The following is a 25,541-nucleotide window of genomic DNA, read 5'->3' on the forward strand; positions in this document are numbered from 1 at the left end:
AGTGCTGCCGGTAGTCGATCGCGCAGAACGTAGGCGGCCGACCGCCCCGGCTGCCCCGGTTCTTGCGGCGCCGGATCTGGTCGGTCTCGCGAGGACCCCGGATTCAGCCTTCGCGGAGCATGGACACGAGTGTCGGGCCGACCGAACGGGAAGCGAAAGATCCCGCCAAAGACCCATTCGTCACAGTGCCGCAGTCGGCGCGGATCGACACAACCAGCCTGGGCGCCGCAGGGAAAGTTGAAATCAAGAATACCTGCGACCGAGAGGCCACTTCAGGACACCCGTGATCGCCCGGCAGGAGAGGCGACCTCATCAGAGCCGCTATACGATCGATATGATGTGCGGAGATTGATACATCTGCATTCAGCTCCACATTGTCGGCGCTGTAAGCACGCGCACCATAGAAGCAGGCCCGAAGCGCGCTGGGATCTCCGGAGAACATCCGCCTTTCATCCAGCTTGCGGTATTTACGGTCCCGATCCGTCCGCCCCACCGCAGGCGGGGCGGACGGACACTTCACCACTCCGGACCCGTGCTCTCGAATCAAGAGGCCCACCTGTACAGCGGCGATGACCACCCCAGCTGAAATCATGATCGACACGATTGCGCGGCAAACAGCGAACCGACGTGATTCTCTGCAGGATTCGGCGAGGCGACCAGGCATAACCGCTTTACTCTACCTTGCATGCGCCCTAGATCTTTTGCTCGCCGCATATAGGAACGGCTCGCCTCGCAACGGAGCGAGAGGCCATCAAGGACCTGCGGGGATGACCTCACGACCTTCGGCCAGTGCGGCGCTCACCTGCGGTCGAGCCAGACCCTCGATGCTCGACCTTGATGCCGGGAGTCCCAACGTTCACGGGCCCCCTAGGGGCGGACGCCCGGCTAGGCGGTTGGCGGCTCGCCGGGGTCGCCCGGCGACTCTGACGGTTCGCTCGGTCCGGTCGGGGGCGTCGCCCCGGCAGGGCCTGCGGCCAGGGCCGCTCGCAGCGACTCCAGGGCGTCCAGGGCGATCTCGAACAGGGGGCGCTCGTCGTCTCGGTCCACCCACTCGTCGAGCGCCACGGTGAGCACGGTGACGCCGGTGTCGGCGAGCACGGCCGCGGTCATCGGGGCCAGGCCGCGGCGCACGAAGCCGTCCCGGACCGCCTCCCGCAGGGCGGCGCGCTTGCGCAGGTCGCGCTCGCGCAGGCCGTCGTCGGACCGGATGAGGGCGCGCAGCTGCCGCACCTCGGCCCTCCGCCCGTCGAACCGGGTCTCGGCCACGGTGCGCAGGCCCTCCACGAGCACCGTCACCGGGTCCATCGACGCCGGCGCGTCGGCCAGCATCCGGGCGGCCATCTGGGAGAACTCGTCTTCGGCGAAGAGGACCTCGCGCTTGTCGGCGAAGTGGCGGAAGAAGGTCCTGGTGGTCAGGCCCGCCCGGGCGGTGATCTCCGGCACGGTCGTCGCGGCGAATCCCTGCTCGGCGAACAGTTCCAGCGCCGCCCGCTGTAGGCGCTCGCGCGCGTCCGGCCGCCATCTGCTCACCGGACCAGTCTAGGTGATGACATGTCGTGTCATCATCGGCTACCGTGATGACACGGCATGTCGTCACTCACGGTGACGGCGGAGAGGAGTACGACGTGGGTGGCGAGGTCTGGATCCTGGGCGGCAGCGGCCGCAGCGGCCAAGCGATCGCGGCACAGCTGGCACGCCGGGGCGTGGCACCGGTGTTGGTCGGCCGGAACGCCGAGCGGCTGGCCGCCGCGGCGGCGCGGGTCGACAGCGGGCGCACGGTGGCCGCCGGCTCGGTCGAAGCGATGGTCGACGAGATCCACCGGCAGGAACCGGCCGTGGTGGTCAACACGGTCGGGCCGTTCACCGCGACCGCGCCGCCGGTCACGCGCGCCTGCCTGGACGTCGGCGACTACGTCGACCTGGCCAACGACGTGGCTGCGGTGACCGGCGTGCTCGGCCTGCACGAGGCGGCTTCGGCCGCGGGACGATGCCTGGTGACCGGGGCCGGGTTCGGCGTCACGGCCGCCGAGAGCGTGGTGGTCCACCTGTGCGCGGGCCGTCCGGCGCCGGTGCGGGTACGGGGCGACATGGTGCCCTCGATCGACGTGGCCGCCGGGCAGGTCGGCGAGGCGCTCGCCGCCACCCTCGTCGAGGGCATCCCTGGCGTCGAGGGCGGCCGCCGGTACGGAGGTCGCCGTTACCGGGACGGCCGGCTCGCACCGGCACCCATCGGCGGCGAGCCGGCCCACCTCGTACTCCCCGGCGGCGAGCGGGTCACCACCGCGAGCGTCCCGCTCGGCGAGCTGGTCGCGGCACAGCGGGCCAGCGGGGCGCCTGACGTCGTCGCCGCGTCCAGCGAGGCTCCCTCCTCGCCGCTGATGCGCGCGGTCCTGCCGGCGGCCACCGCGCTGCTGGCCAGCACCCGGATACGGGACTTCGCCCGGCGCCGGCTGGCCCGAGTGCAGGTCAAGGCCCGCCCGCGGCCACGCCCGCACTCCTGGGGACACGCGCGCCTGGAGTGGGCCGACGGCACCGTCCAGGAGGGCTGGCTGCGCGTCGGTGAGGCGCAGGAGTTCACCGGCACGGTCCCCGCCGAGGTGGTGCACCGCCTGTTGTCCGGCGAAGGCCGACCCGGCGCGTACACGCCGGCCGCCCTGTTCGGCCCGTCGCTGGCCGAGGCATGCGGCGGAACGTACGTGCCGGCCACCGCACGGACCGCTTCATGAGGTTCCGGCTCACGCCGGAGCCGCCCACGGCTACCCGACCGGCCGCCGACTCCTCCTAGATACGCCTGCCGACCCCCAGGTCGTCACTCCCCTGGGGCCGGTCGGCCGGTGGGGGTTCGAGCGGCCGGTCGGCGGGGGGCTCGGGATCGGCGGCAGGTCTTCCCTGGCCGATGAACTGGACGGCGAGCGCGGCGAAGACGATCGCCATGCCGGTCAGCTGATGCGCGGCGAGCCGGTCGTCGAGGAACGTGACGCCGATGACGACCGCGACGACGGGGAGCAGGTAGAAGGCCAGTCCCGCCTGGACCGGGCCGATGGAGGCGATGAGCCAGTAGTTGATGCCGAAGGCCACGGCGGTGCCGATGCCCATGAGGAGGAGGGACACGGTCACGCCCGGCGTCAGGTGCAGCGGCCGGGTGACCTGCGGTGCGGACACCACCAGCATGACCAGCCCGGCCGACAGCGCCTGGGTGGTGGCGAGGGTGAGCTTGGAATAGCCCAGGTGGTCGATCAGGTGCCGGGCGTAGGTGTAGGCCAGGGCGTAACAGGCGGCGCCGCCCAGGCAGGCGAGCTGGCCGGTGAGGGAGGAGCCGCCGGTGCCCCGCCACGGGGCGAGCACCACGAACAGCCCCGCGAAGCCGATCGCGGAGGCCACCACCTCGATCCGGCTGCTGCGGCTGCGGAGGATCAGCCAGACGGCCGGAATGGTCATCAAGGGCGTGGCGCCGCTGTAGATGCCGGCCAGGCTGCTGGTGACGCTCTCCTGTCCCCAGGCGAACAGGAGCCAGGGCACGGCCTGGCCGAGCAGGCCCATGCCGGTCAGCCTCAGCCACACGCCCGGCCGCCGGGGAAGCGGGGTCCGGGTCGCGAGCGAACAGGCGAGCAGCAGCAGCCCGCCCAGCCAGAGCCGGGCCAGCACGATCTGCGCGGGGTCCGATCCGTGCAGGGCCTCCTCGACCAGAAGGAAGTTGGTGCCCCAGATGACCGCGAGTGCGGTCAGGCCGACGACGCTGAGGACACGCACGTCAGTGCCTTACCGGCGGCGGACGGGTAGGACCCGACGGTGAGGTCGCGCAGGCTCGCGCGGCCGTACCAGGCGATGATCTCTCCGTCGAGGCGGGCGCGCTGCTCGAGGATGTCGGTGACGGCGGCGGCGCATTCGCGGACCTCTTCGAGCCCGACGAAGGGGAGCTCGGCGAGCAGTTCGAGGGTGACCGCCTCGTGGTCCTCATCCTCGTTGACGCCGGAGTGCGCGACGATCGGCGCGGTGAACTCCTCGGGCAGGCCGAGCTCCTCGCAGCGCCGTACGAACAGCTCCAGGAACTCCGGCTCCGGCTCCTCCATCGGGAACAGCGTGGCGAACAGCGCCGCCGGGAACTCGTAGGCGTACACGCCCAGCGCGGCCATCAGCGCCATCGTCGCCGGGAGCGGCTGCACGCGCCGCAGCACCTCCCGTGAGACGCCGACGGCCTGCAGGGACTTCTCCAGCAGCCGGTCGTGGTTGCGTTCCATCTGGTAGAAGGCCATGGTCTTGGACCACGCGGTCTGGCTGATGTCGTCCCGGGCCAGCACCGGGGCGAGGGCGCGCGGGCAGAGATGGGTGATGTGCCAGTACTCGACGGCGTAGCCGATGAGCTGGTCGCGGGTCACCTCACCGGCGGCCAGTGCCTGCACGAAGGGGCTGTGCAGCCGGGCGCGGACGGCGTCGGCGTTGCGCTTGAGCCGCCCGTACGCGGCGACGCCGGACAGGCCTTCGGCGGGGGCGGTGGCCGACTCGGTCAGCATGCCCTGCTCGTCGAGGGCGGCCAGCAGCTCGTCGAGTTCGTCCGCTGTTCCGGGGAAGACCTCGGCCAGGTCCGCGGCGCTCCGTCCGCCCTCCTGGAGGAGCTTCAGGAAGCGCTGCTCGGCGTCTCCGCCGTGGAGGAAGTCGAGTTCGAGCCAGCGGCGGTCGCCGAGGTAGCGCAGCGTGGCTCCGGCGTCGCCCGCCTCGATCCGCACCTGCGGGCGGAGCGCCGGCCGCTCGAAGAGACGATGTCCGCTCATCTGCCGTCCCCTTCGTACGCCGGCCGCAGCAGGGGGCGTGCCGGGTCGCCGTAGTAGTCGAGAATCCCGTTGAAGAACGCGGCGTACGCCTCGACGAACAGGTGGGCCTTGCCGATCAGCCGCGCCTCGGTGGCGGCGTCGAGACCCGGCAGCCGGGAGAACAGCTCCCTGCTGACGCTGCCGTGGTCGTGCGCGGCGTTGATCTTGGCGTGCATGCGGAGCGGCTCGACGAACTCGGGATCGAGGTCGGCCTTTCCGCAGGCCTCCAGGAACGAGTCGTACGCGGCGTTCTCCGCGTCGCCCTCGCTGTTCAAACGTCCTTCGAGGACGCCGATGGTCGCCATGAAGAACAGCGGGTCGGTCCGTGCCCACCAGGAGAGCATCCTGATGAGCGCGGTGGTGGTCGGCAACGGGCGGGATCGCAGGAGGTCGTCCTTCGTTATTCCTAGGCAGGAGAACGCCCGTACGACGATATCGTCGTGTTTGTGCTCTTCCTGGTAGAACTCGTTCGCCAGGGTACGGAGTCCCGCGTTCTGCGGCAGCGCGAGAATGGCCGAGTCGAATTCGTTCTCGTGGAAGAGGAAGAACCAGTTCTCCAGCCCGAAGCCGTGGAAGACGCTGGGCGGAAGGGACTCGGGGCGCCGCACGACCGCCTGCCAGAACGGCCCGTCGAAGATCAGCTCCTCCATGAGCTCGTTCAGCACGTGCTCGACATCGGCGAGCACGGCGAGGGGGTGGCGTCCCGCGGCCGGAGCACCCTCGTCGAGAAGGCCCGCGACCTGCGCGGGGACCAGGACGTCGCGGAGGGTCTCCTCGGACACCTCGGCCCGCGCCGCGATCTCCGTGAGGGGTGTTCCGCCGTCCAGCCGGCCCAGCACGGCCGCGAGCTGCTCGACGGTGAGGCCCTCGGCCGGTTCGACGTCGAAGGTCTCGTTCGCGGTGCGCAGCTCGATCGCGTCGTCCACTCGACGGTGTTCGGCGAGGAGCAGCGGTCTTTCCGGGACGATCCTGTCGTCACCGTGCTGTTCGTTCATGTCCGGTTCCTTCGCGAAAGGTCGCCGACGAACGCCGGGCCGCGGCGGAATCCCGCCACGACCCGGCCCGTGTTCTGGATCAAAGGTGCACGCCGGAAAGGGCGACGACCTTCGAGCGGCGCTTGATCTTCATGCGACCATCCCTTCGTGCGACGGACCGGACACTGCCGCCGGTTTCAGACGGCTTTGATCAACAAAACATGCCGGACTTGCGAACGTCAACACTCGCGGAAAAGTCGACCCAAAGCCCTCCTTTAGGTCGCGCCGGAATAGAAGCGTGCAGCAAAGGTGAGGCTGCTCTCACCGGATGGATCCCCCCGGCTGACGTAGGCCGATTGCGTCAGTCAGGGGAGGGCTTTCCGTCCTGGCAAGGCGACGATCGATGGTGTCAATCGACCTCGGCAGGATCTCGTCCCCTCCGAGCCTCCCCTGCCTAACCGGGGGCACCACCATGCACGAGCCGGAATTCCTCCACGGCGCCGGCGTCCGACCCGGCGCGCTCCTGCATCATCGCGACCACCATCGCGACGTCGCGCGGCACCGCGCGACCCGACCGACCGTCACGGCCGTCATCCCCACCCTCAACGAGGCCGACAACCTCCGTTGGCTGCTGCCCCGCCTGTCCGGGGTCGACGAGGTCATCGTCGTCGACGGGGAGTCGGCGGACGGTACCGCCGACGTCGCCCGGCGGCTGCGGCCGGACGCCGTCGTCATCAGCCAGCCGCCCGCCGGGAAGGGCGCGGCGATGCGAGCCGGCTTCCAGGCCGCCACCAGCGACGTCATCGTCGCCATCGACGCCGACGGCAGCATGGACCCGAGGGAGATCGACGCGTTCGTCGCGTTGATCTGCTGCGGGTTCGACGTCGTCAAGGGTTCGCGCTACTGCGTGGGCGGCGGCTCCGACGACCTCACGCTGCTGCGGAGGGCCGGGAACCTCTGGCTGACCAGGCTCGCCAACGTGCTGTACCGGGTGCGCTGGACCGACCTGTGCTACGGGTACATCGCGCTGCGCCGCTCCGTCGTGGACCGGCTGGGCCTGGCCGCCGACGGGTTCGAGATCGAGACGGAGCTGTGCGTCAACGCCGTCACGACCGGGCTGCGCATCGCCGAGCTGCCCAGTCACGAGCTCGACCGCAGGTCGGGCGTCTCGAAGCTGAACGCCGGACGGGACGGCCTGCGGGTGCTGCGCACGATGATCCGGGGCCGGCGGGGGCCCGCGAACCGGGCCCGGCCGCGGCCGCGGACCGCCCTCGCCCCGGAGCGCGCGGCCCTGGAGCAGGTCCTGGAGGAGGCGCGCGGGTGAGGTTCGACATCGCGCGCCCGGATGAGCTCGGGGAAGCGGAGCTGGCGCGCTGGCGCGCGCTCCAGTGCGCCGGCCCGCCCCCCGGCGCCCCCGGCCCGGCCCCCGACGGCCCCGGCCCGGTCTCCGGCGGCCCCGGCCCGGTCTCTGGCGGGCCGGTCCCCACCGCACCGGTCTCCGGCGGCCCGATCCCCACCAGCCCGATCCCCGGCGGTCCGGCCCTGGGCAACCCGTTTCTCGCGCCGGAGTTCACGCTGGCCGTGGGCCGGTTCCGGGCCGGCGCGCGGGTGGCCGTGCTGAGCGACGGCACCGGGATCGCGGGCTTCTTCCCGTACGAACGGCACGCGCTCGGGCTGGGCCGTCCGATCGGCGCCGGACTGACCGACTGCCAGGGCCTCATCGGCCCGCCGGACCTGGAGTTCGACGTACGGGCGCTGCTGCGCGCCTGCCGCCTGTCGGTGTGGGAGTTCGACCATCTGCTCGCCGACCAGGCGGCGTTCGCGCCGTTCCACGCCGAGACCCGCGTCGAGCCGGTGATGGACCTGCGCGCGGGCTTCGCCGCGTACGCGGAGGAGGTACGGAAGCGGTCGCCGAAGACGCTGAAGACCGTCCGGTACAAGGAGCGCAAGCTCGGCCGCGAGGCCGGCGAGGTGACCTACACGTTCGACGAGCGCGACCCGGCGGAGCTGCGGCGGCTGATGGCGTGGAAGTCCGCCCAGTACCGCCGGACCGGCCGCACCGACCGATTCGCCGTGCCCTGGATCGTGGCACTCGTCGAGCACCTGCACGAGACCGGCGCCGGGGTGCTCAGCGTGCTGCGCGCCGGAGGCCGTCCCGTCTCCGCGCACCTGGGACTGCGGGCGGGCCCGGTCATGGCGGGCTGGTTCCCCGCGTACGACGTCGACTTCGGCCGGTACTCCCCCGGCATGATCGGTCACCTCCGGATGGCGGAGGCGGCGGCCGGCGCCGGGATCGGCTGGATCGCGATGGGCCGGGGCGGCCGGGAGTACAAGGACTGGCTGAAGAACGCCGAGTTCGGCATCGCCGAGGGCCGCGCCGCCCGGGTGTCGGCCGCCGCCGGGCTGCACTGGGTCCGCGAGGCCCCGGTCCGCCGGGCGCGCAGCGCCGTGCTGGCGCACCCGGCGCTGTACGCGGGGGCGGACCGCGTGCTGCGGACGTACGCCCGGCTGCGCCCGAAGGGCCGCACGGCCGGGCCTACCGCGCCCGTGGACGGGGCGGCCGGGCACGCCGGCGCCGGAGAAGGGGCGGCGGGGCACGCCACGGTCCGGGAAGGGGACGCGGCGTGAGGATCTCCGTGGTCATCTGCGCCTACACCGAACGGCGCTGGGACGACGTCCTGGCCGCCGTCGCCTCCGTACGGGAGCAGCGGCTCGCGCCCTCGGAGATCGTCCTCGTCGTCGACCACAACGCGGCGCTGCTGGACCGCCTGCGGGCCGCGCTGCCGGACGTCCGCGTGATTCCCAACGCCGGGCCGCGCGGCCTGTCCGGCGGCAAGAACACCGGCGTGGCGGCGGCGCGCGGCGACGTGGTCGCGTTCCTCGACGACGACGCGGTCGCCCACGCCGACTGGCTGTCGGTGCTGGCCGCCGGGTACGAGAACCCGGACGTCGCCGGGGTCGGCGGCCGTACGCTGCCGCTCTGGCCGTCCGACGCGCCGCGCTGGTTCCCCGAGGAGTTCGCGTGGGTGGTCGGCTGCACGTACCGCGGGATGGCCGCCGGCCCGATCCGGAATCTCATGGGCGGCAACGCCTCGTTCCGGCGCGCGGCGTTCGAGGTCGCCGGGGGCTTCCGCAGCGGCATCGGGCGGGCGCCCGGCAAACGGCCGCTGGGCTGCGAGGAGACCGAGTTCTGCATCCGGCTGCGCCAGGCCGCGCCGGAGACGGTGCTGCTGTTCGACGACCGCGCCGTGATCTGGCACCGCGTGCCCGGCGAGCGCGCGCGCTTCGCGTACTTCCGCACCCGCTGCTACGCCGAGGGGCTGTCGAAGGCGATGGTGACCCGGAGCGTGGGCGTCGGGGACGGGCTGGCCAGCGAACGCCGGCACGCCCTCGTCGAACTGCCGCGCGGCGTCGGGCGCGGGCTGCGCGCCGCGGTCACCGGCGACCCGGCCGGCCTCGGGCGCGCGGCGGCGATCGTGGCCGGGCTCGCCTTCACGATGTCCGGGTACGCGGCCGGGTCCCTCAGGCTCCCCGGATACGCCGCCGGCTCTCTCCGGAGGTCCCATGGGTGACGCCCCGGCCGCTCCCGTCCCGATCCTGATGTACCACTCCATCGGCGGATCGGACCGGCTCGCGGTCCGTCCGGAGGCGTTCGCCGAGCAGCTCGCCCACCTGCGGGACAACGGCTACACGCCGATCACGTTCGGCGAGCTGGCGGCGGGCGGTCCGGTGCCCGGCCGTCCGGTGGTGATCACGTTCGACGACGGGTACGCCGACTTCCACGAGCGGGCGCTGCCGTTGCTGGAGAAGTTCGGGTTCCGCGCGACGGTGTTCGTCACCACCGGCTGGATCCGGGACGCCGGGCCGTACGCCGCCGGGCGGCCGCTCGGGCCGACGCTCAGCTGGAGCCAGGTCGCCGAGATCGCGAGCTGCGGAATCGAGGTCGGCGGGCACGGCCACAGTCACGCCCAGCTCGACCAGCTCAGCGACGCGGTGCTGCGCACGGAGCTGCTGCGCAGCAGGCGGCTCCTGGAGGACCGGGTCGGCCGCACCGTCACGACGATGGCCTACCCGTACGGCTACTCCAGCGCGCGGGTGCGCCGCGAGGTGCGGGCGGCGGGGTACGACGCGGCGTGCGCGGTCGCGAACGCCCTCGCGTCCGGGGACGGCGACCGGCTGGCCGTACCGCGCGTGACCGTACGGGCCGGCACGTCGCTCGCGGGATTCGAGCGGGCGCTGCGCGGCCGCGGATTCCTCGCCGACCACGCGCTGACCAAGGGATACGCGCTCCTGCGCCGGTCCCGCTACGCCGTACGACGCCTCCGAGGAACCGTGTGACACGGTCGAAGGCACTTGCGCGGACGGACGAGAGGGCGACACTGGAGCCCATGGCGGCCCTGCGGAGCGAGCTGTCCAACCCGCTGTTCCGCAACGCCTACGCCCTGATGATCAACGGTGGGCTCACCGGCGTGCTCGGGCTCGGCTACTGGCTCCTCGCCGCCCGGTTCTACCCTCCCGCCGAGGTCGGCCGGCAGTCCGCGCAGAACCAGGCCATGATGTTCCTCGGCGGCCTTACGGCGCTGAACTTCATCCTCATCCGGTTCGTCCCGGAGATGGGGAAGGGCACGAGCCGGCTGGTGCTGCGGACGTACATCGCGGGCATCACGGCCGCCGCCACCCTCGCCGCCGGGTTCCTGCTCACCCTGCGCTGGTGGGGGCCGTCGTTCGCGCACCTGTCCGGCCTCGGCACCGGGATCTTCTTCGTCGTCTCCGTCGTCTCGTGGAGCCTGTTCACCGCCCAGGACGGCGTGCTCACCGGGCTCCGTCACGCCACGGGCGTGCTCGGCAAGAACACGCTGTTCGCCGGCCTGAAGATCGTGCTGCTGGTCGTCCTGGCGAGCGCGCTGCCGGAGGACGGCATCGCGATCTCCTGGGTGCTGGCGGCGCTGCTCGTCCTCATCCCGGTGGAGGCGCTGGTCCACCAGCGGCTCATTCCCCGCCACGCCGCCACCACCGCCGACGACCGGCCCGTCCCGACCGGCGCGGAGATCGGCCGCTACATCCTCGGCGACTACACCGGAACGCTCTTCTACTACGCCCTGTGCAACCTGGTGCCCGTCGTCGTCGCCACGCGCCTGGACGCCCGCACGAACGCCTACTTCTACCTGGCGTGGGTGCTCGGCGCGACCGTCGACGTGCTGGCCGTCAACATGGCGACCTCGCTGACGGTCGAGGGGGCGTTCGACGCGGGCGGGCTCGCCGCCGCCTGCCGTTCGGCGCTCGTCCGGATGACGCTCATCCTCCTGCCCGCGACCGTGGTCCTCCTGCTCGGCGCCCGGCTCGGCCTGTCGATCTTCGGCCACGGGTACGCGCGGGAGGGCGCCCCGCTGCTGCGGCTGCTCGCCCTCGCCGTCCTGCCCAAGGCGCTGATCGAGGTGTACATCGGCGTCCTGCGGGTGCGGCGGCGCACCCGGCTGGTGGCGCTGCTGCAGGGCGCGCGGTTCGCCGGCGTGCTCGGGCTCGTGCTCCTCCTGCCCGGCGGCGCGCACGCGACCGGCCCCGGGTACGCCGTCCTGACGGTCACCGCCGCGCTCGCCGTCGCCGTCCTCCCGGCCGTGCTCCGCGTGATCCGCCCGGTCACGCCCGTCCCGCCTGAAACCGCGCCCGGCGCGGTACCCGAGGCGGTGCCCGACGCGGCGTCAGGGGATGTGGCGGTCTCCGAGGTGGCGCACGACGCGGCGTTCCACACGACGCCCGAGGTGGTGGCCGAGGTGCTGCCCGGCGCGGCGCCCGAGATGGCACACGAGGCGATGGCCGGCACGGCGTCCGGGGACGTCGCGGTCTCCGGGCCCGGCCGGCGGCCCGACGGACGCCGGCCGCGCCGGAGGGCGCGGGTCGCCTGGCCGCCATGGGTGCTGTTCGCCGCCGGGCTCGGCCTCTACTGGCTGCCGCTCCGGCAGGTGCGGCTCACCCGGATGAACGGGTACGGCCTGATCTCGGTGCTGCCGGTCGCCACCCTCGTGGGCGCCGGCCTGCTCGTCGCCGCGTTCTTCGGCACGCTGTGGCTGGACCGGCAGCGCCGGGTCCTCCTGCTCCTGCAGCTCGTCGCCATCGTCGTCGCACTGCACGGCCTGGCCCCGGCCCTGGAGCCGTACGCCCGGCCGGAGACGGCCTGGCAGCACTACGGGTTCGTGGAGTACATCCGGCGGACCGGCGCGGCGGACTACGCGCTGGACGCGCGGTTCAGCTGGCCGGGGTTCTTCGCGCTCGTCGCCTTCGTGACCCGGGTGGCCGGCCTCCGCGACCTGGAACCCCTGCTGCACTGGGCGCCGGTCGCCGCGCAGCTGCTCTACCTCGCGCCGCTGTACCTCATCCTGCGGACCATGCGCGCGAACTGGCGCGCGTGCTGGCTGGCCGCGTGGCTGTTCGTGGTGGTGGACTGGGTCGGGCAGGACTACTTCAGCCCGCAGGGCTTCACGTACCTGCTCTACCTGCTGTTCATCGGCGTGCTGCTGAACTGGTTCCGCCCGCCGGTACGTCCCGCCGCGTGGCGTTCCGTACCGGGACGGGTCCGGGCGTTCGTCAGCGGGCCGCTGGCCGCCGGGGAACGCCCGCCCGTCGACGTCCCGGCCGGTACCCGCGCCGCCCTGCTCGTGGTGCTCGCGGTGGTCTTCGCGGTGACCACGGCGAGCCACCAGCTCACGCCGTTCCTGACCCTGTTCACCTGCACGGGGCTCGTGGTCGTCCGGCGCTGCACGGCGCGCGGGCTGCCGGTCCTGCTCGCGGTGATGGTCGCCGGCTGGGTCGGCTTCATGGCGACGGCGTACTGGGCGGGGCACATCGGCGACCTGTTCTCCGGGGCGGGCGCGCTGCTGTCGAACCTGACCGGCGGGGTCGCCGGCCGGGTGAGCAACGGCAGCGAGAGCCTGGCGACGGTGCAGCTCGTGCGGATCCTCATCGCGGCCGTGACCATGCTGCTCGCGGTGTACGGGGCGGTACGGCGGCGGCTGCGCCGCCTGGACGACCGGGTCGCGTTCGTCCTGCTGGCCGCGCCCTTCCTCGCGGCGGGCCTGCAGAACTACGGCGGCGAGATCGCGCTGCGGGTGTACTTCTTCGTCCTCCCGGGCGCCTGCCTCCTCGCGGCGTACGCCTTCTTCCCGACGACCTTCCCCGCGCCGCGCCGTACCCTCGCGGTCGGCGGCGCGGCGTTGTCCGGGCTGCTGCTGGCGGGCGGCTTCCTGTTCGTCCGCTTCGGCAATGAGACGTTCGAGCAGGTACGCCCCGGCGAGGTCAAGGCGTTCGAGGCGATGCTGCGGCAGACCCCGACCGGCGTGATCAACGTCGTGTGGCAGGCGGACCCGCAGGACGACGCCGGGTACTTCCCGATGATGCCGTGGGGCGCCCGGTCGATGGAGCGCTTCGACTACACCGCCGTTCGCGCCTCCGCGAACCCGTCCGACGTCTCCGGGATCGTCGCGGCCCTCCGGGAACGGCCCGGCGGGTATTTCATCACCAGCCGGGCCAACGAGGCGTACAACCACTACAACTACGGCCTGCCCGCCTCGTACGCCGGCCGGCTGCGGGCGGCGCTGGCCGCCGCGCCGCAACTCCGTCCCGTCTTCACGGACGGCGACGCCGCCGTCTACGCGCTGCGGACCCCGGCGCCGGGTGCGCCGCCGCCTCCGGCCCGCGCGGCGCGGTTCACGTTCGGTTCGACGCGCTGGACGCCGCTCGGCCTGGTCGCGCTGCCGTCGCTGATCGTCCTTCTGCTCGTGCGTGAGATCGTCCGGCTGTACGCGCCGCCCGGTACGGGATCGCGGCTGCGGCCGTTCACCTGGGGAGCGGCCGTACTGCTCATCGCCTGCGCGGGCGTCATCGCCGAGCGCTTCCTGGCGTTGGGATCGTCCTGATGGCGGGACGGCGGGTGCTCTCCGGCGCGGTCGGCGCGGTCCTCCTCGTGGGCCTGGCCGCGATGGCGCTCCTGCCCTCCGTTCCCGCGCTCGCCCGTCCGCTGGCGCCGGCGCTGGCCCTCGGCACGCCGGCGTTCTGCCTGGCCGCGCTGCTCGCCCGGCTCGACCGGGCGGCGCGGGCCGTCGTCGCGGGCATCGGCGCGGTCGTCCTGAACACCGCGGTCGCCGAGGTCATGCTGGTGTGCTCGATCTGGTCGCCGCGGGGCGGATTGATCGCCATCGCCGCCATCTGTGCGCCTATCGCCGCACTGGCCATCGGCCATCGCAATAACGATGGTTCGCCGGAATCGCGGCTATTGAGGGAAACAGACCCGGATGACGACGACGAGTCCTGGGCCTTCGATCGCTGACCGGAACGGCCAGGGCGCACGCCCGGCGTCCTGAACCTAGTGCCGGGCGGGCCTCCCGCATGCGGCGACACACCGTCCGGGGCGGACTCCAGAACAAGATCCGGAACGGCTCAGAGGGTCGTCACGCCCATTCCGCGAACAAAGAACGGACAGGTCGGAGAACAGGGCGATAAGTCCGGTTTTTGAATTTCGCTCTTTATTGTCATCTTACCCTGTAGTTATCTTGCCGAGAAAGGACGTGGGAATGTTACAAACAACGGCGTCCACCCGAAACGGGGGGGCAGAGCCGTTTCGTGAAGGCCATCGCGCCATTCCGAGATAAGGAGACCGACGTGCTTAAGAAGAAGTTCGCTTTCGGTGGCCTGGTGATCGCCACCGCCGCTGGTGCGATCCTCACCGCTTCTCCGGCCAACGCCAGTTTCGGTCCGGGCGGCTGGGGCGGCTGGGGCGGCGGCGGTGGCTGGTTCTCCGGCCAGAACTTCCGCCACTTCTCGAACCACCGCAACTTGAACTTCAACGGGAACTCGGTGTGGAACTACATCCGGCTGCGGGTCCACAACCGCAACAACAACGTCGCGGTCGCTCGCAACGACCAGGCTCAGGCCCAGCGTGAGAACCAGTTCCAGCTCGAGCGTCAGCGGCAGAACGAGCGGCAGCGGCAGGACCAGATCGACCAGCAGCGGGACCGGCGTGACGGGGAGCGAGGCCCGGGCGTCGGCGCTCCCATCGTCTGAGTCCAGCGGAGTCTGACCCAGGGCGGTAAAAGCCGGCGGAGCCCGGCGACGGCTCGGAGAACCATGCGGTGACGGCCGCCGCGCCGTCCGGTCAGGAAAGGGCGCCGGAGATGACCTCTTCGGCGCCCTTCTCCCCGACAGCGAAAGGAGATCGGCGTGCTGAAAACGAAATACGCCTCTCTCGGCTTGGTGGTATCGGCCGCCGCCGGCGTCTTGCTCACAAGTTCGCCGGCGAACGCTCAACCCGACCTCGCCGGCTACTGGTGGAGCAACCACCATCGCCACTACTCCGTGCACCGGCACCGGAGTGTGAACCTCAACAGCAACCGTCCGCGCATCTTCATCCGGATCTTCATCTACAACCGGAACAACAACATCGCCATCGCGCGGAACGAGCAGGCCCAACGTGAGCGCCAGCGGCAGTTGGAGCGCCAGCGGCTACTGCAGCAGGACCGGGCCGGGGACACCGGCGGTGGCATGGCCCGCCGCTCGGACCTCACGCCCGCCGCGACCGGCACGGACACCGCGCCGGTCGGGGCGGCGGCCCGCCAGGTCCGGCCGCAGGTCGCGGGCGGATCCGGCGTCGCGCGCGATCCCGGTGACTCCGGCGCCTCAGGCGACTCCGGTGGCGCGCCGGCCCGGCAGAGCGCGAGTGCCGAGCAGGGTGCCGGAAGTAGTGAGTGGCAGACGCCCTGATCACCCACCACATCGTCCGATCGAGCACTGACAGGAGATTGAGATGTCGAAGAAGTCCTTCACCCTGGGGGGCCTCGTGGTCGCCTGCGCCGCAGGCGCGATCCTCACCAGTTCCCCCGCATCGGCCGTCGCCCCGCAGTGGGGCGGTGGCGGCGGCGGCTTCGGCGGCGGCGGCTTCGGCTGCTGTGGCGGTGGCGGCGGCTTCGGTGGCGCCGCCTTCGGCGCCCTCGGCAACCGCTGGAACTCCTTCACCTGGAACAACCACAGCACCTGGAACTACATCCGGCTCCGCCTCAGGAACCGGAACAACAACGTCGCCGTCGCCCGGAACGACCAGGCCCAGAACGAGCGGCAGAACCAGTTCGAGCGGCAGAACCAGCGCGAGCGGCAGAACCAGCGGCAGTTCGACGAGAACCAGAACCAGGACCGCCGTTGATCCGCTGACCTCCGCTCGGTCTGACGTCTGATGGGCCCACGTCGGCGGTTTGCGCCGAGAGGGATGCCGCACTGGAACATGGTGGTTTTAAGGTGCCTTTTCTGTGAAGAGCGGCATCGGCCGGTAAAGACGCGCCGACAGAACATCCAGCCCCGGGGCAGGGAGTATGAAATCCCGCCCCGGGGCTGGTGTCGTCTTCGCCGCTTTTGTCGGCAAGTTACGCCAAGGTTGCCGCATTGCGGGGGTCGCCGGGAAAGTACGGCTATGGCGCCCAAAACGGGCACTCATGGCCATCGGGCCATTTCCGGCAACAAGGAGATGAACGTGCTGAAGACGACAAGCGCTGCCGGCGGTCTCGCCATCGCCGCCGCTACAGCCGGCATCCTGCTCACCGGTTCGCCCGCGTCGGCCCAGGCTCTCACCGGGCACGGCCACCACCGCTGGGGCTCATACCACCGCTACGTCGCGAGTCACCGGGTGTTCTCGCGCAACCACAACCGGAACATCAACGTGACCCGCGTCGTGGTCCCGGTCCGCGTGATCAACCGGAACAACAACGTCGCGGTGGCAAGGAACGTCAACCGCCCCAACCGCTTCTTCGGCGGCGGTGGCTGCTGCAACCGGTTCGGTCGTGACGGGTTCCTCGGCGACGGCTTCGTCAGACGCGACGGGTTCCTCGGACGCGACGGGTTCATCGACGGGGTCGACGGGTTCGGCGATGGCGTCACGGCCGTCGTAGGCAGACGCGGCACCTTCGCGCGGGCGGGCGACGCCGCGGCCTTCGTCGACTGACCCGCGTGCACGCTCTTCTCGCGCCGGTCCCGGCCCGAGAAGAACCCGACAGTCCCTTCTGCAAGAAGGAGTTCGATGTGCTGATCAAGAAGAGCGCAATCGTCGGCCTGCTCGGCGCCGCCACGGCGGCCGTCGTGTTCGCGGGAACGCCCGCGAGCGCGCAGTCCGACCTCGACCGGAGCACCGCCTCCCGCGTGGCGGCGGCACCGGAGGGCACGGCCCCTGAGGCACCGGCACCCGCCGGCGTCGCCCAGGACAGAACCGGACCGGTCACCGTCGTGCGGGGTGACCACCACCGCCGGCGCCACTACCGCCGTCATCGGCGTCACTTCCGACGGCACTACCGGCGGCACTTCCGGCACTACCGGCCGTACCGCCACCGGCACTTCCGGCACTACCGGCCGTACCGCCACCGGCACTTCCGGCACTACCGGCCGTACCGCTTCCGGCACTTCCGGCGGTGAACGGAGCAGCTGAACGACGATCGCCGGGCCGCTAACCGTCCAGCCAGCGGATCTCGTACGGAGCGAGCGTGACCTCATCTCCGCCGATCCGGGTGCGGACCCGGCGATCGCTCACGTTGACGGCGACCGCCTCCCGCGGCTGGGCGAGCACCCGAACCCGGCGGTCGGCCGACGACAGGCCGATCAGCGGTGTGCCGGCGGGGAACCACCGGGCGAAGTCCTGCAGGAGGGTCAGCATGCCTCCCGGCGCACCGCCGTTCGACACGAGCGTGCTGATCCACAGGCAGCCCTGGCAGCGCGCGTCCTGTGCCTCGTTGTTCCAGTACAGGGCCGTGCTGACGCCGGTCCGGGCCAGTTCGATCAGCGCCGCGGCGTTGATGGCGACGCGTTTCCTCTCGGTCCACGGAAGGCTCTGCGGCTCGACGTAGTACTCGTCCCACCAGATCGGCAGGTTCGTCTTCGAGCGCAGCCAGGCGTCGATCGCGCCCAGCTTGTCCAGGGCGGTCACCTCGTCCGGGTAGACGTCGCGGTCGTCACTGGCCGTCGGGCCGTCCACGGCGATGAAGTCCGCGCCGTGCTTGTGCGCCAGCCAGTAGTCGATGGCGTCGATCACCCGCTGGTCGACGCTCCCCCACGGCCCGCTGACCGCCGACCGGTGGCCGCCTCCCACATAGCTGTACATGGGGATGTACGGCCCGCCGACCCGGATCCGCGGATTCACCGCCTTCACCGCGTCGTAGACCGTGTTGTAGAAGTCGGTGAAGTCCTCGTACCGCCACCGGCCGGCCTTCTGGTCGAAGAAGCCCTTGAGCTCGTTCCACACCGCGAAGTAGCGCACGTCCGGATAGCGCCGGGCGACCGTGGCGGCCAGCGCGGCGAAGTCCCGGTAGTGGTCACGGGTCGGGGCGACCTCCAGCGTGTTCCAGTCGGTCCGGCCGGGCGTGCCGCCCTTCATCCAGTCGGGGGCGCAGCACAGGGTGATGACGGGAACGCCGTGGGTCCGCCGGATGTAGTCCATGCGCCGGTCGAGCGAGCGGAAGTCGAAGGTCCCGGGGGCGGGCTCCGGGTTGCCGGCGCCCCAGCCCATGATGTGCTGGTTCTGCAGAACCGGGCGGCCGGCGATGGCGGAGGCGGCCGTGCCGCTGGCCGGCCCCACGTCGGCGCTGTAGTCCGTGTGGGTGAAGCCCCACACCGGCCAGTCGCCGAGGCCGCGGGCCCCCACGACGCCGACCGTGCGCGCCGGCTCCCGGCCCTCCGAGGCGCGCTGGATCGCGAATCCGAGGGTCGCGGCCAGCGCCCCCAGCAGAGTGGCGCAGATGATCAGCATCGGCAGGCGCTTGCGGATGGCCACGGCGGACTCGCCTCAGATCTCGTACGGCAGGCGCGTGATGCCGTTGTCGAAGCCGGACAGCAGTAACTCCGGCTCGCCGGTCGCCCGGATCCCCGGCGCCCGCGTGAAGAGCTCACGGAACATCGCGGTCAGCTCCCGCCGCGCCAGGTTGGCTCCCAGGCACAGGTGGGGTCCCGGGCCGCCGAAGCCGACATGCGGGTTCGGACTCCGGGTGATGTCGAAGACGTCCGGATCGGCGAACACCCTCTCGTCCCGGTTCGCGGATCCGTAGAACAGCACGACCTTGTCGCCCTTGCGGTAGGACTGCCCGTTCATCTCGTAGTCGCAGGTCAGCGTACGCCGGAACTGCATGATCGGGGAGGAGTACCGCACGATCTCCTCGACCGCCCCGCCGATCCGGCCGTCGAAGTCCGCCAGCAGCAGCGCCCGCTGGTCCGGATGGTCGGTCAACAGCCGCAGCCCGTGCGCGAGAGCGTTCCGCGTCGTCTCGTTCCCGGCGACCAGCAGCAGGTCGAAGAACGCGCCCAGCTCGCGCAGCGACAGCCGCTCGCCGTCGATGTCCGCGGTGACCAGAGCCGACACCAGGTCGTCGGCCGGCCGGCGGCGGCGCTCGCGGCCCAGCCGCGCGACCAGGCGGTGCAGCACGACGATGGCCTTGAGGTTGCCCGCCAGCAGGCGGAGCGCGCGGAGCCGTACGACGTCGCCGCGGATCCCGGAGTACTCCGTCATGGCGTCCACGCAGGCGGCGACCTTCGGGTGGTCCCGCTCCGGGATGCCCATCATCGCGCAGATCACCGCGATCGGCAGGCGGGCGGCGACGTCGGCCACGAAGTCGCCCGACCGGCGCTCCAGGACGTCGTCGACGATCGCCCGGGCCGTCGCGGCGATGTGCTCGTCGATGCGGGCGAGCCGGCGCGGGGTGAACGCGCGGGAGACGATCCGCCGCAGCCGGGCGTGACGCGGGTCGTCCATGTTCACCATCGGCCGCCCGAACAGCAGGACGATCCACGGCGGCGGCTCGGGCGACGTGGCCGCCGGCTCGCTGCTGAAGACCTTGGCGTTCCGGCTGGCGTGTACGACGTCGTCGTGGCGTACGAGCGCGTAGAAGCCCCGCCCGTCCCGTACGAACGGCACCCGCCGCTCCTTCACGAACACGGGCCGGTCGCACGAGCGCAGGCGCGCGAAGGCGGCCAGCCGCTCCTCGGCGGGGCGCGCCCAGAACTCCAGTCCGGCGAGGTCGACGTCAGGCTCTTCGGCCCGGGTTCGCGCGCCCATGAGACCCCCATCGTGGTTCACGTACCACCTCCTTGGACGCTAACCCGTACGACCGCGGTTGACGCGTTATCGGCCGGATCGTGCCAACCACGAGGCGTTAGGATGCGCGCGATTCAGGTTCCGAAGCTCGTGAAGGTGGTCGTGCGTGAACCAGATCCACCTGGCCGACCAGGTCGCCCGGGTTCGCAGGAGGGCACGGCCATGGCGCTCGATCATCGCGGCGGTGCTCGCCGTCCTCGCGATGGCCGGGTCGATCCTCGCCCGCCAGCAGGCCCGGCTGCCCGACGGTCAGCGGCTGCCCTGGCAACTGGCGGCGGTCGGGTGCGCGGTGGTGTTCTGCCTGCTGGCGTTCGCCGCGACGCTGGGCCTGTCCGGCCGGGCGCGCGACCTCCTGCTGCCCCGCTTCGGAACCAGCCACGCCACGATGGTGCGGCTCGTCCTCGTGCTGATCGGCGGGCTCACGACCCTCGTGCTCACGCTGCAACTGCTCGGCCTGCCCGTCGGGCAGCTCGTGCTCGGTGGCGCGCTGACCGGGGTGTTCGTCGGCATCGCGGCCCAGCAGACCCTCGCCAACCTCTTCGCGGGCATCATCCTGCTGCTGTCCAGGCCGTTCACCGTCGGCGACGAGGTACGCCTGTCGTCCGGGCCGCTGGGCGGGGAGTTCCAGGGCACCGTGCTGGAGATCGGCCTGACGTACGTCCTGCTCCAGTCCGAGGACGGCGACTACCACCTGCCGAACGCCCAGGTCCTGTCCGCCGCCGTCGGCCCGCCGACCGCCCCCGACCCCGCCGTAGGGACGCCCTCGGCCGGCGAGACGGCGAGCACCGACGCGACCATCGTCACCGGGTCAGCCGTCGCCGCTCAGGCCGGCGCGGAGAACGACGGACGGAGCCACGACGAAGGAACGGCAACCGGACGCTGACCGGCCACCGGCGGATCAAGTGCCACGTCGCCGCGCACCAGACCGGCGGGGCCGGCTCGTGGAGCGTGCGCCATGGCTGATCAGGAGTTCGAGTACGGCACGGGCCGCGCGGCGCCGGGCCGGCCCGCAGAACACGGCGGCCAGCGCGAGGAAGATGATGAGGAGCCAGTACAACAGCACCGGCACCAAGAGGAGCGAGAACCCGCCGGCGGCGTGCTCGGCGAGCTGAAGGGACGCGCTTCCGACGGCGGCTCCAGCGGTGAAGCTACCCAGTCCTCGCATCTCCCCGCTCCTGTTCTCGCTCGCACGCCGGCTCCGGCTGAGCGGACGCGTGCCGAGGAGATATAAGGAAGCGAGGTGTGGCTTGCCTCCCTTCAGAATGCGTAAGCCGTCAAAGGACTGTCAAGTGAGGTCGTCGTCGGAAAAGACGATGTCTTCCAGGAACTCGACGACGAGCGTCCCGTCGCTGCTGCGCAGATTGGCCCCGAAGGCGTTGCTCATGTTCTTCCGGGTGGCCCAGAGCACCAGGTACTTGCCCTGCGACTGCAGCGTCTGAGTGATGGCCTGGTAGTCGCCGTCCCCGGTCCCGATGACGAAGGCGCTCAACTCGTTGTCGCGAAGTGCGGCATGGATGTGCTCCTTCAAGACATGGTCGGAGGCGTTGGCCTTGTCCGCGCCGGCGATGTCCGGCTGGTAACCGGCGGACTTGTAGGACATCTGGTCGCCCTCGAGGTAGGCCACATGCCAGTTCGCGACGGCCCACCTGATAACCGGATTACCGTGCCGGGCCGCCGCCTTCAGCAGTCGGTTCCCCAACTCGTCACCGCGGATCCGGCGCTGGAGCCGGATCCGTTCATCGACCGGGCGTTCTTCGATGAGCTCCATGAGCGAGCGCTTGATGTTCTCCACGTCGAGGAAGACCCCGAGCGGCTGGTTGGCCGCCTTCGCCGAGGTGTCCACCTGCGCTTCGCTGATCACCCGGGCGAGCAGGCTCTCGAGGTATCGCTCCAGGAACCCGCCACGGATGCGCCAGCGGTCGCCGTCGGCGGACTCCTCGAGGGTCAGGAGTTCCAGCGCCGCCATCGTGTCGACGTACATTCCGGGTGACTGGATACCGGAGCGAGCGCACGCCTGGAACAACTCGCTCGTGGTCACTCCGCGGCGCGGGCCGGGCTGGTGTTTGAGGATCAGGAAGGCGATCTGCCGGTGCGCCTCGGTCACCACGCCCTCTTCTTCGTTCCACCACCAGTCACTCACCCGCGACTCGGTGGCCGCGACGTCGGCGGCGCGGATGATGTCTCCCGGCAGGACCACCCGGCGTTGCTCCCGGTTGAGGGCGGTGACGGCACCGGCGGCCAGCACCTGTATCACCCACGGGTGGCCCTCGGTGAGGTCCCACAGCAGGTCGAGGGATTCAGGCAGCCAGCGGACCTCGTCCCGCTGAAGGGGGACCGTGACGATCCGCGTCATGGCCGATCTATCGACGAACGAGATGTTGTACGGCTGCATGTTCGCCCACAGACGGCTCTCCACCCGGCGCTTGGTCGCGTCGTACGACTCCGACCCGGTGCACAGGAAAAGCAGGTCGGACTCGGACTGGACCTTCGTGCGCAGCCAGGACAGCATGCTGCCGCTGAGCTCCTCCGAGGGGTCGTTGATGCGCCTGACGACCTCCTGGAGTTCGTCGAAACAGATCAGGATCTGCCGTCCCGTCCGGCGTTGCAGGTCCCGCAGTGAGGTCTCGAAGACGGTCCACGGCGCGTCGAGTTCGAAGTCGGCGGCGCCCGGCAGGGGGATCTCGTAGTCGGCGAACTCCGGATACTCCCGCAGCGAATGCTGCGCCTTGCGGAGGAGCTCGCGGATGAGCCGTTTGTCGTTCAGCCCTGTGTCGATGTCGAAGTCGACCATGAGGGTGAGTACCTCTGGGGCACAGACCCTGCCGAGGTGGCGTACGAGCGTGGACTTACCGACCTTGCGGATTCCGTTCACGAAATAGAGCCGCCGCATCCGTCCGCCGGCGAATGCCTCGCGCAGTTCGCGAAGCTCCCGATCTCGGCCCTGGAAGAGATCGACTCGGTCGGCCGCGACAGGTGCCGCGAGCACGAACCGCTCGGTCACGGGTACCGGATCACCCGGCGGGCCGACCGGAACGTCGGCGCGTGCGTGGACCTCCCGCTCGACGCCGAGCGAGTCCCAGGTGACGTGGCAGAGGACCTTGCAGGCCGCCGGAGCGGGCGCGCCGGTCAACTGAACCTCGACATCGACGAGCCGCCGTTCCTCCGGCCGGATCTCGTCCAGAGTGACCAGTGGATTGAGCACCGTCAGCTCGGGGGTCTCGGAGCTGAACGCAACGCGGACCCGCCGGGCCGACTCGACGGCCGGGTTGTGGAGCCGGACAGCCAACCTGGTCCTGACGTCCCGAGCGGTCAATGTCATGTGCAGATCGGCCGGCATCGTCAGGTTGAGGTCGGGGACCCCGCGCAAGTGGGCCGCGAGCCCTTGCACGACGTTCAGCGAGGCCCGCGCCAGACCCCGCAACTCCAGCGGGACCCCGTCCAGCACCTGCTGGAGGGCCTGACCGTGCTCACGCATCTCCGCGTCCAGCGCCTGGGCGCGCTTCTCGTTCACACCGCGCTGGAACTCTGCCGCCAGGGCGGAGATCGCGCGGATCGCCTTGATCGCCGCCTGGGGGCCGGACCGGCCGAGAGCGGCGGCGGCGGTCAGGAGTTCGTCGGTCTCGGCGGTCAAAGCGGACAGGCCCTGGGCCGAAGAGACGTGTTCGAAGCGTGGCGCGAGGCGGTCCACTATCTCTTGGGCCGCCGCGGCGCTGAGCCCGTCCGGCTGCGGCCCACGGGTTCGATCCGAGCCGCCGGTCGGCCTCGCCGCGGAGGAGCCCGCCTGCCGCGAGCCCACCGGGCCGACCGGACCGAGCTTCTCCTCCCAGACCCGTACCTCGCCCTGGCTGAGGGTGGTCTTCTGCCAGTGCTTGCGGAGTTCCCGAAGGGCGTCCTCCTGGAAGCCGTGACGCATTCCCCAGGTGAGGAGGCGTTTGAACGGGCCGCTGGCCATCTCGGGCCGGCGTTGTTTGGCACTGGTCCGGAGTGTTCGCTCGAGGCTTTGGCACCTGGCCCGCCAGGAACCGGCGAAATCCCCCGCGTGCTCATACAGGTCGGCCAGACACTCCCAGTTCTTGTAACTGTAGAACTCGCCCGGGTAGGTCAACCGCTGCTGGAACCATTCGATGCCGGCGTCCAGGATGTTGAGCCCGACGAAGTCTCTCGCCGCTTGATCGAGCTTGCGGACATCGATCCGCTCTGCCGGGTTCGGGAACTCATGGTCGGGATTGCTCAGGAGCGCACCCAGCCTGCGCAGATGCTCCGATGAAGCCGTGCGCTCGCCGCCCTCGATGCCTTCGCGGGCGCTCCACAGGGCGCCGAGCAGACGTGCCTCCGGATAGCGGAACTTCGCGTACAACCGCTTTTGGACGTCCGTCCGCCCCTGCTGTTCCGCCCAGAGCATGGCGAGGTCCAGTGCGCCGGCAGGGTGGCGCTCCAGGTCGAGCACCGGCAGCAGCGCTTCGAGTGCGTCAGCGGCCCGCGCGGGCACCCGGCTGAGTGAGACGGCCAGGTTCCAGTAGGCACTGCCATTGCGCTCCCGGTCGAACCGCTCGTCGTCGATTACCCCCTGGTAAAGGCTTATGGCTTCGTGAATCTCAGCCGGACGGCCGAGTTTGACCAAGGCGTACGCGAGCCACATCCGGGTGTAGACGTTCTGTCCCCGGCGAAGCCACAGGTTGCGCAGATCGATGATGGCGTCGCGATTGTTACGGTCGAGTTTGCTCTTGGCGTTCAGCCACTGGGGATCCTGCACTCCCGGCCGGGAGAACACCTTGCGTTCTGGAGGGATGACCTCGGGAGTGGCGTCCAGCCTCAGCAGGAGGTTGCCCGTGAGGAGGTCTTCCACGTCCGCCAACGCATCGATGAGTGAGCTGTTGTCACCGGAGGACACCGCCTCTTCGAGTCGCTCCAGCGACTCCCGCCCGAGCAGGTCCGTCAGAGGCTGCGGCAACGCGTATTCTTCTTCTGCGAAGCGCAGGGCGTGGGGTGCGACATGCCGGGCTATCTCCCGCCACCTCGCCTGAACGCTCTTCATGTGATGAGGAAGAATGAGCCCGAGCACCGCGGTGATGTTGTTCCGAACCAATCGCTGCTCGAAATTGACATCCCCACTGTTCGCCTCGCGCAGGCTCTCCAACTCACGCAGGAGGACTTCGTTGATCCTGATCCGGTATTGAAGAGTGATCGCTTGCCCGTGGACCTCGTTGATCAGCTCCTCGAGCTCGGTGATCAGAGCATCGACCGATCCGTCCTCGGATGCACCGATCTCCCGGACCTGCTGCCGGGTCATCACGTCGCAGGCCATCTGCAGACAGAGCCGCATCTGCCGTGACGGGCCGCCGCCGACCCGGCCCCCTCGGGCCAGCTCGTGTGCGACGTTGAGCCTGTCGAGCGCGTCCTCGGTCTCGTCGAGATCCGCCTGCGCACAGGCGATGGCGACGAGGCCATCGGTCAGAGTCGTCAGGTCGCCATCGGCGAGCGCGTCACTCGGCGCCAAGGCGCTTAACTTGTCCAGCACGGTGGCCAGTTGCTCGCCTTCGTCCGGCCGGAGCAGACCGAGGAGGTCCCTCGCTTTGTCGATCTCAGCTGCGACGAGATCCTCTAGTTCAGCACCTGTAATGAATCGCCACTTACGCATGGAATACCTTCGTT

Annotated in this window: 22 protein-coding genes; 14 read left to right on the forward strand and 8 right to left on the reverse strand. The window is 70.8% G+C overall.

The window, feature by feature from the left end:
* The first annotated feature begins 119 nt into the window (after positions 1–119).
* Positions 120–287 carry a hypothetical protein gene (locus tag NE234_RS22785; RefSeq protein WP_252782524.1) on the forward strand — a complete coding sequence of 56 codons (168 nt, stop codon included), beginning with the start codon at positions 120–122 and terminating at the stop codon, positions 285–287.
* A gap of 598 nt (positions 288–885) precedes the next feature.
* Here the strand turns inward: NE234_RS22785 and NE234_RS22790 are convergent.
* Positions 886–1,530 (reverse strand): TetR/AcrR family transcriptional regulator, encoded by a 645-nt coding sequence (locus tag NE234_RS22790; protein WP_252782525.1) that lies wholly within the window; start codon positions 1,528–1,530, stop codon positions 886–888.
* A gap of 47 nt (positions 1,531–1,577) precedes the next feature.
* Here NE234_RS22790 and NE234_RS22795 point away from each other — a divergent pair, with 47 nt between their 5' ends.
* Entirely contained in the window at positions 1,578–2,726 is a 1,149-nt protein-coding gene (locus tag NE234_RS22795) for a saccharopine dehydrogenase NADP-binding domain-containing protein (protein WP_252782682.1), read from the forward strand.
* 55 nt (positions 2,727–2,781) lie between these two features.
* On the opposite strand, the gene NE234_RS22800 is transcribed toward NE234_RS22795, so the two are convergent.
* Genes NE234_RS22800 through NE234_RS22810 form a run of 3 tightly spaced genes read right to left on the reverse strand, consistent with a single transcriptional unit; the run spans position 2,782 to position 5,803 of the window.
* Positions 2,782–3,750 carry a DMT family transporter gene (locus NE234_RS22800; RefSeq protein WP_252782526.1) on the reverse strand — a complete coding sequence of 323 codons (969 nt, stop codon included), beginning with the start codon at positions 3,748–3,750 and terminating at the stop codon, positions 2,782–2,784.
* On the reverse strand, positions 3,723–4,769 hold the full coding sequence (locus tag NE234_RS22805; RefSeq protein ID WP_252782527.1) for a thiaminase II/PqqC family protein: 1,047 nt from the start codon (positions 4,767–4,769) through the stop codon (positions 3,723–3,725). Before NE234_RS22805 ends, NE234_RS22800 begins: the two co-directional genes overlap by 28 nt.
* A complete protein-coding gene (locus tag NE234_RS22810) occupies positions 4,766–5,803 on the reverse strand; it encodes a thiaminase II/PqqC family protein (protein ID WP_252782528.1) in 1,038 nt (345 codons plus the stop codon). Before NE234_RS22810 ends, NE234_RS22805 begins: the two co-directional genes overlap by 4 nt.
* Before the next feature lie 451 nt (positions 5,804–6,254).
* Here NE234_RS22810 and NE234_RS22815 point away from each other — a divergent pair, with 451 nt between their 5' ends.
* From NE234_RS22815 to NE234_RS22865, 11 genes are all read left to right on the forward strand, one after another.
* The gene (locus NE234_RS22815) at positions 6,255–7,106 is read left to right on the forward strand and encodes a glycosyltransferase family 2 protein (protein ID WP_252782529.1); all 852 of its coding nucleotides are present in this window, start codon (positions 6,255–6,257) and stop codon (positions 7,104–7,106) included.
* Positions 7,103–8,410, forward strand: coding sequence for a GNAT family N-acetyltransferase (locus NE234_RS22820; protein WP_252782530.1), 1,308 nt, complete (start codon positions 7,103–7,105; stop codon positions 8,408–8,410). The genes NE234_RS22815 and NE234_RS22820 overlap by 4 nt, the downstream gene beginning before the upstream one ends.
* Positions 8,407–9,354, forward strand: a complete 948-nt coding sequence (locus NE234_RS22825; RefSeq protein WP_252782531.1) for a glycosyltransferase family 2 protein — start codon at positions 8,407–8,409, stop codon at positions 9,352–9,354. The genes NE234_RS22820 and NE234_RS22825 overlap by 4 nt, the downstream gene beginning before the upstream one ends.
* The gene (locus NE234_RS22830; protein ID WP_252782532.1) at positions 9,347–10,120 is read left to right on the forward strand and encodes a polysaccharide deacetylase family protein; all 774 of its coding nucleotides are present in this window, start codon (positions 9,347–9,349) and stop codon (positions 10,118–10,120) included. Before NE234_RS22825 ends, NE234_RS22830 begins: the two co-directional genes overlap by 8 nt.
* A 50-nt stretch (positions 10,121–10,170) precedes the next feature.
* Entirely contained in the window at positions 10,171–13,692 is a 3,522-nt protein-coding gene (locus tag NE234_RS22835; protein ID WP_252782533.1) for a polysaccharide biosynthesis protein, read from the forward strand.
* Positions 13,693–13,706: 14 nt separating this feature from the next.
* On the forward strand, positions 13,707–14,102 hold the full coding sequence (locus NE234_RS22840; protein ID WP_252782534.1) for a hypothetical protein: 396 nt from the start codon (positions 13,707–13,709) through the stop codon (positions 14,100–14,102).
* Positions 14,103–14,434: 332 nt separating this feature from the next.
* Entirely contained in the window at positions 14,435–14,836 is a 402-nt protein-coding gene (locus tag NE234_RS22845) for a hypothetical protein (RefSeq protein WP_252782535.1), read from the forward strand.
* A gap of 156 nt (positions 14,837–14,992) precedes the next feature.
* The gene (locus NE234_RS22850; protein WP_252782536.1) at positions 14,993–15,532 is read left to right on the forward strand and encodes a hypothetical protein; all 540 of its coding nucleotides are present in this window, start codon (positions 14,993–14,995) and stop codon (positions 15,530–15,532) included.
* 43 nt (positions 15,533–15,575) lie between these two features.
* Positions 15,576–15,968 (forward strand): hypothetical protein, encoded by a 393-nt coding sequence (locus NE234_RS22855; protein ID WP_252782537.1) that lies wholly within the window; start codon positions 15,576–15,578, stop codon positions 15,966–15,968.
* Positions 15,969–16,292: 324 nt separating this feature from the next.
* Entirely contained in the window at positions 16,293–16,760 is a 468-nt protein-coding gene (locus NE234_RS22860) for a hypothetical protein (protein ID WP_252782538.1), read from the forward strand.
* A 5-nt stretch (positions 16,761–16,765) separates the two neighbouring features.
* Positions 16,766–17,224 (forward strand): hypothetical protein, encoded by a 459-nt coding sequence (locus NE234_RS22865; RefSeq protein ID WP_252782539.1) that lies wholly within the window; start codon positions 16,766–16,768, stop codon positions 17,222–17,224.
* A gap of 31 nt (positions 17,225–17,255) precedes the next feature.
* Here the strand turns inward: NE234_RS22865 and NE234_RS22870 are convergent, their stop codons facing one another.
* Both NE234_RS22870 and NE234_RS22875 read right to left on the reverse strand, forming a co-directional pair.
* Entirely contained in the window at positions 17,256–18,575 is a 1,320-nt protein-coding gene (locus NE234_RS22870) for a GH39 family glycosyl hydrolase (protein WP_252782540.1), read from the reverse strand.
* 12 nt (positions 18,576–18,587) lie between these two features.
* The gene (locus NE234_RS22875) at positions 18,588–19,850 is read right to left on the reverse strand and encodes a cytochrome P450 (protein ID WP_252782683.1); all 1,263 of its coding nucleotides are present in this window, start codon (positions 19,848–19,850) and stop codon (positions 18,588–18,590) included.
* Between the two features lie 145 nt (positions 19,851–19,995).
* On the opposite strand from NE234_RS22875, the gene NE234_RS45420 reads away from it, so the two are divergent.
* Positions 19,996–20,772 (forward strand): mechanosensitive ion channel domain-containing protein, encoded by a 777-nt coding sequence (locus tag NE234_RS45420; RefSeq protein WP_252782541.1) that lies wholly within the window; start codon positions 19,996–19,998, stop codon positions 20,770–20,772.
* A gap of 15 nt (positions 20,773–20,787) precedes the next feature.
* Here NE234_RS45420 and NE234_RS22885 read toward each other — a convergent pair whose 3' ends face one another.
* A complete protein-coding gene (locus NE234_RS22885) occupies positions 20,788–21,054 on the reverse strand; it encodes a hypothetical protein (RefSeq protein ID WP_252782542.1) in 267 nt (88 codons plus the stop codon).
* Positions 21,055–21,174: 120 nt separating this feature from the next.
* Entirely contained in the window at positions 21,175–25,527 is a 4,353-nt protein-coding gene (locus NE234_RS22890) for an NYN domain-containing protein (protein ID WP_252782543.1), read from the reverse strand.
* Positions 25,528–25,541: the final 14 nt, after the last annotated feature.

This window comes from Actinoallomurus rhizosphaericola (assembly GCF_024055675.1).
Classification (GTDB): Bacteria; Actinomycetota; Actinomycetes; order Streptosporangiales; family Streptosporangiaceae; genus Actinoallomurus; species Actinoallomurus soli.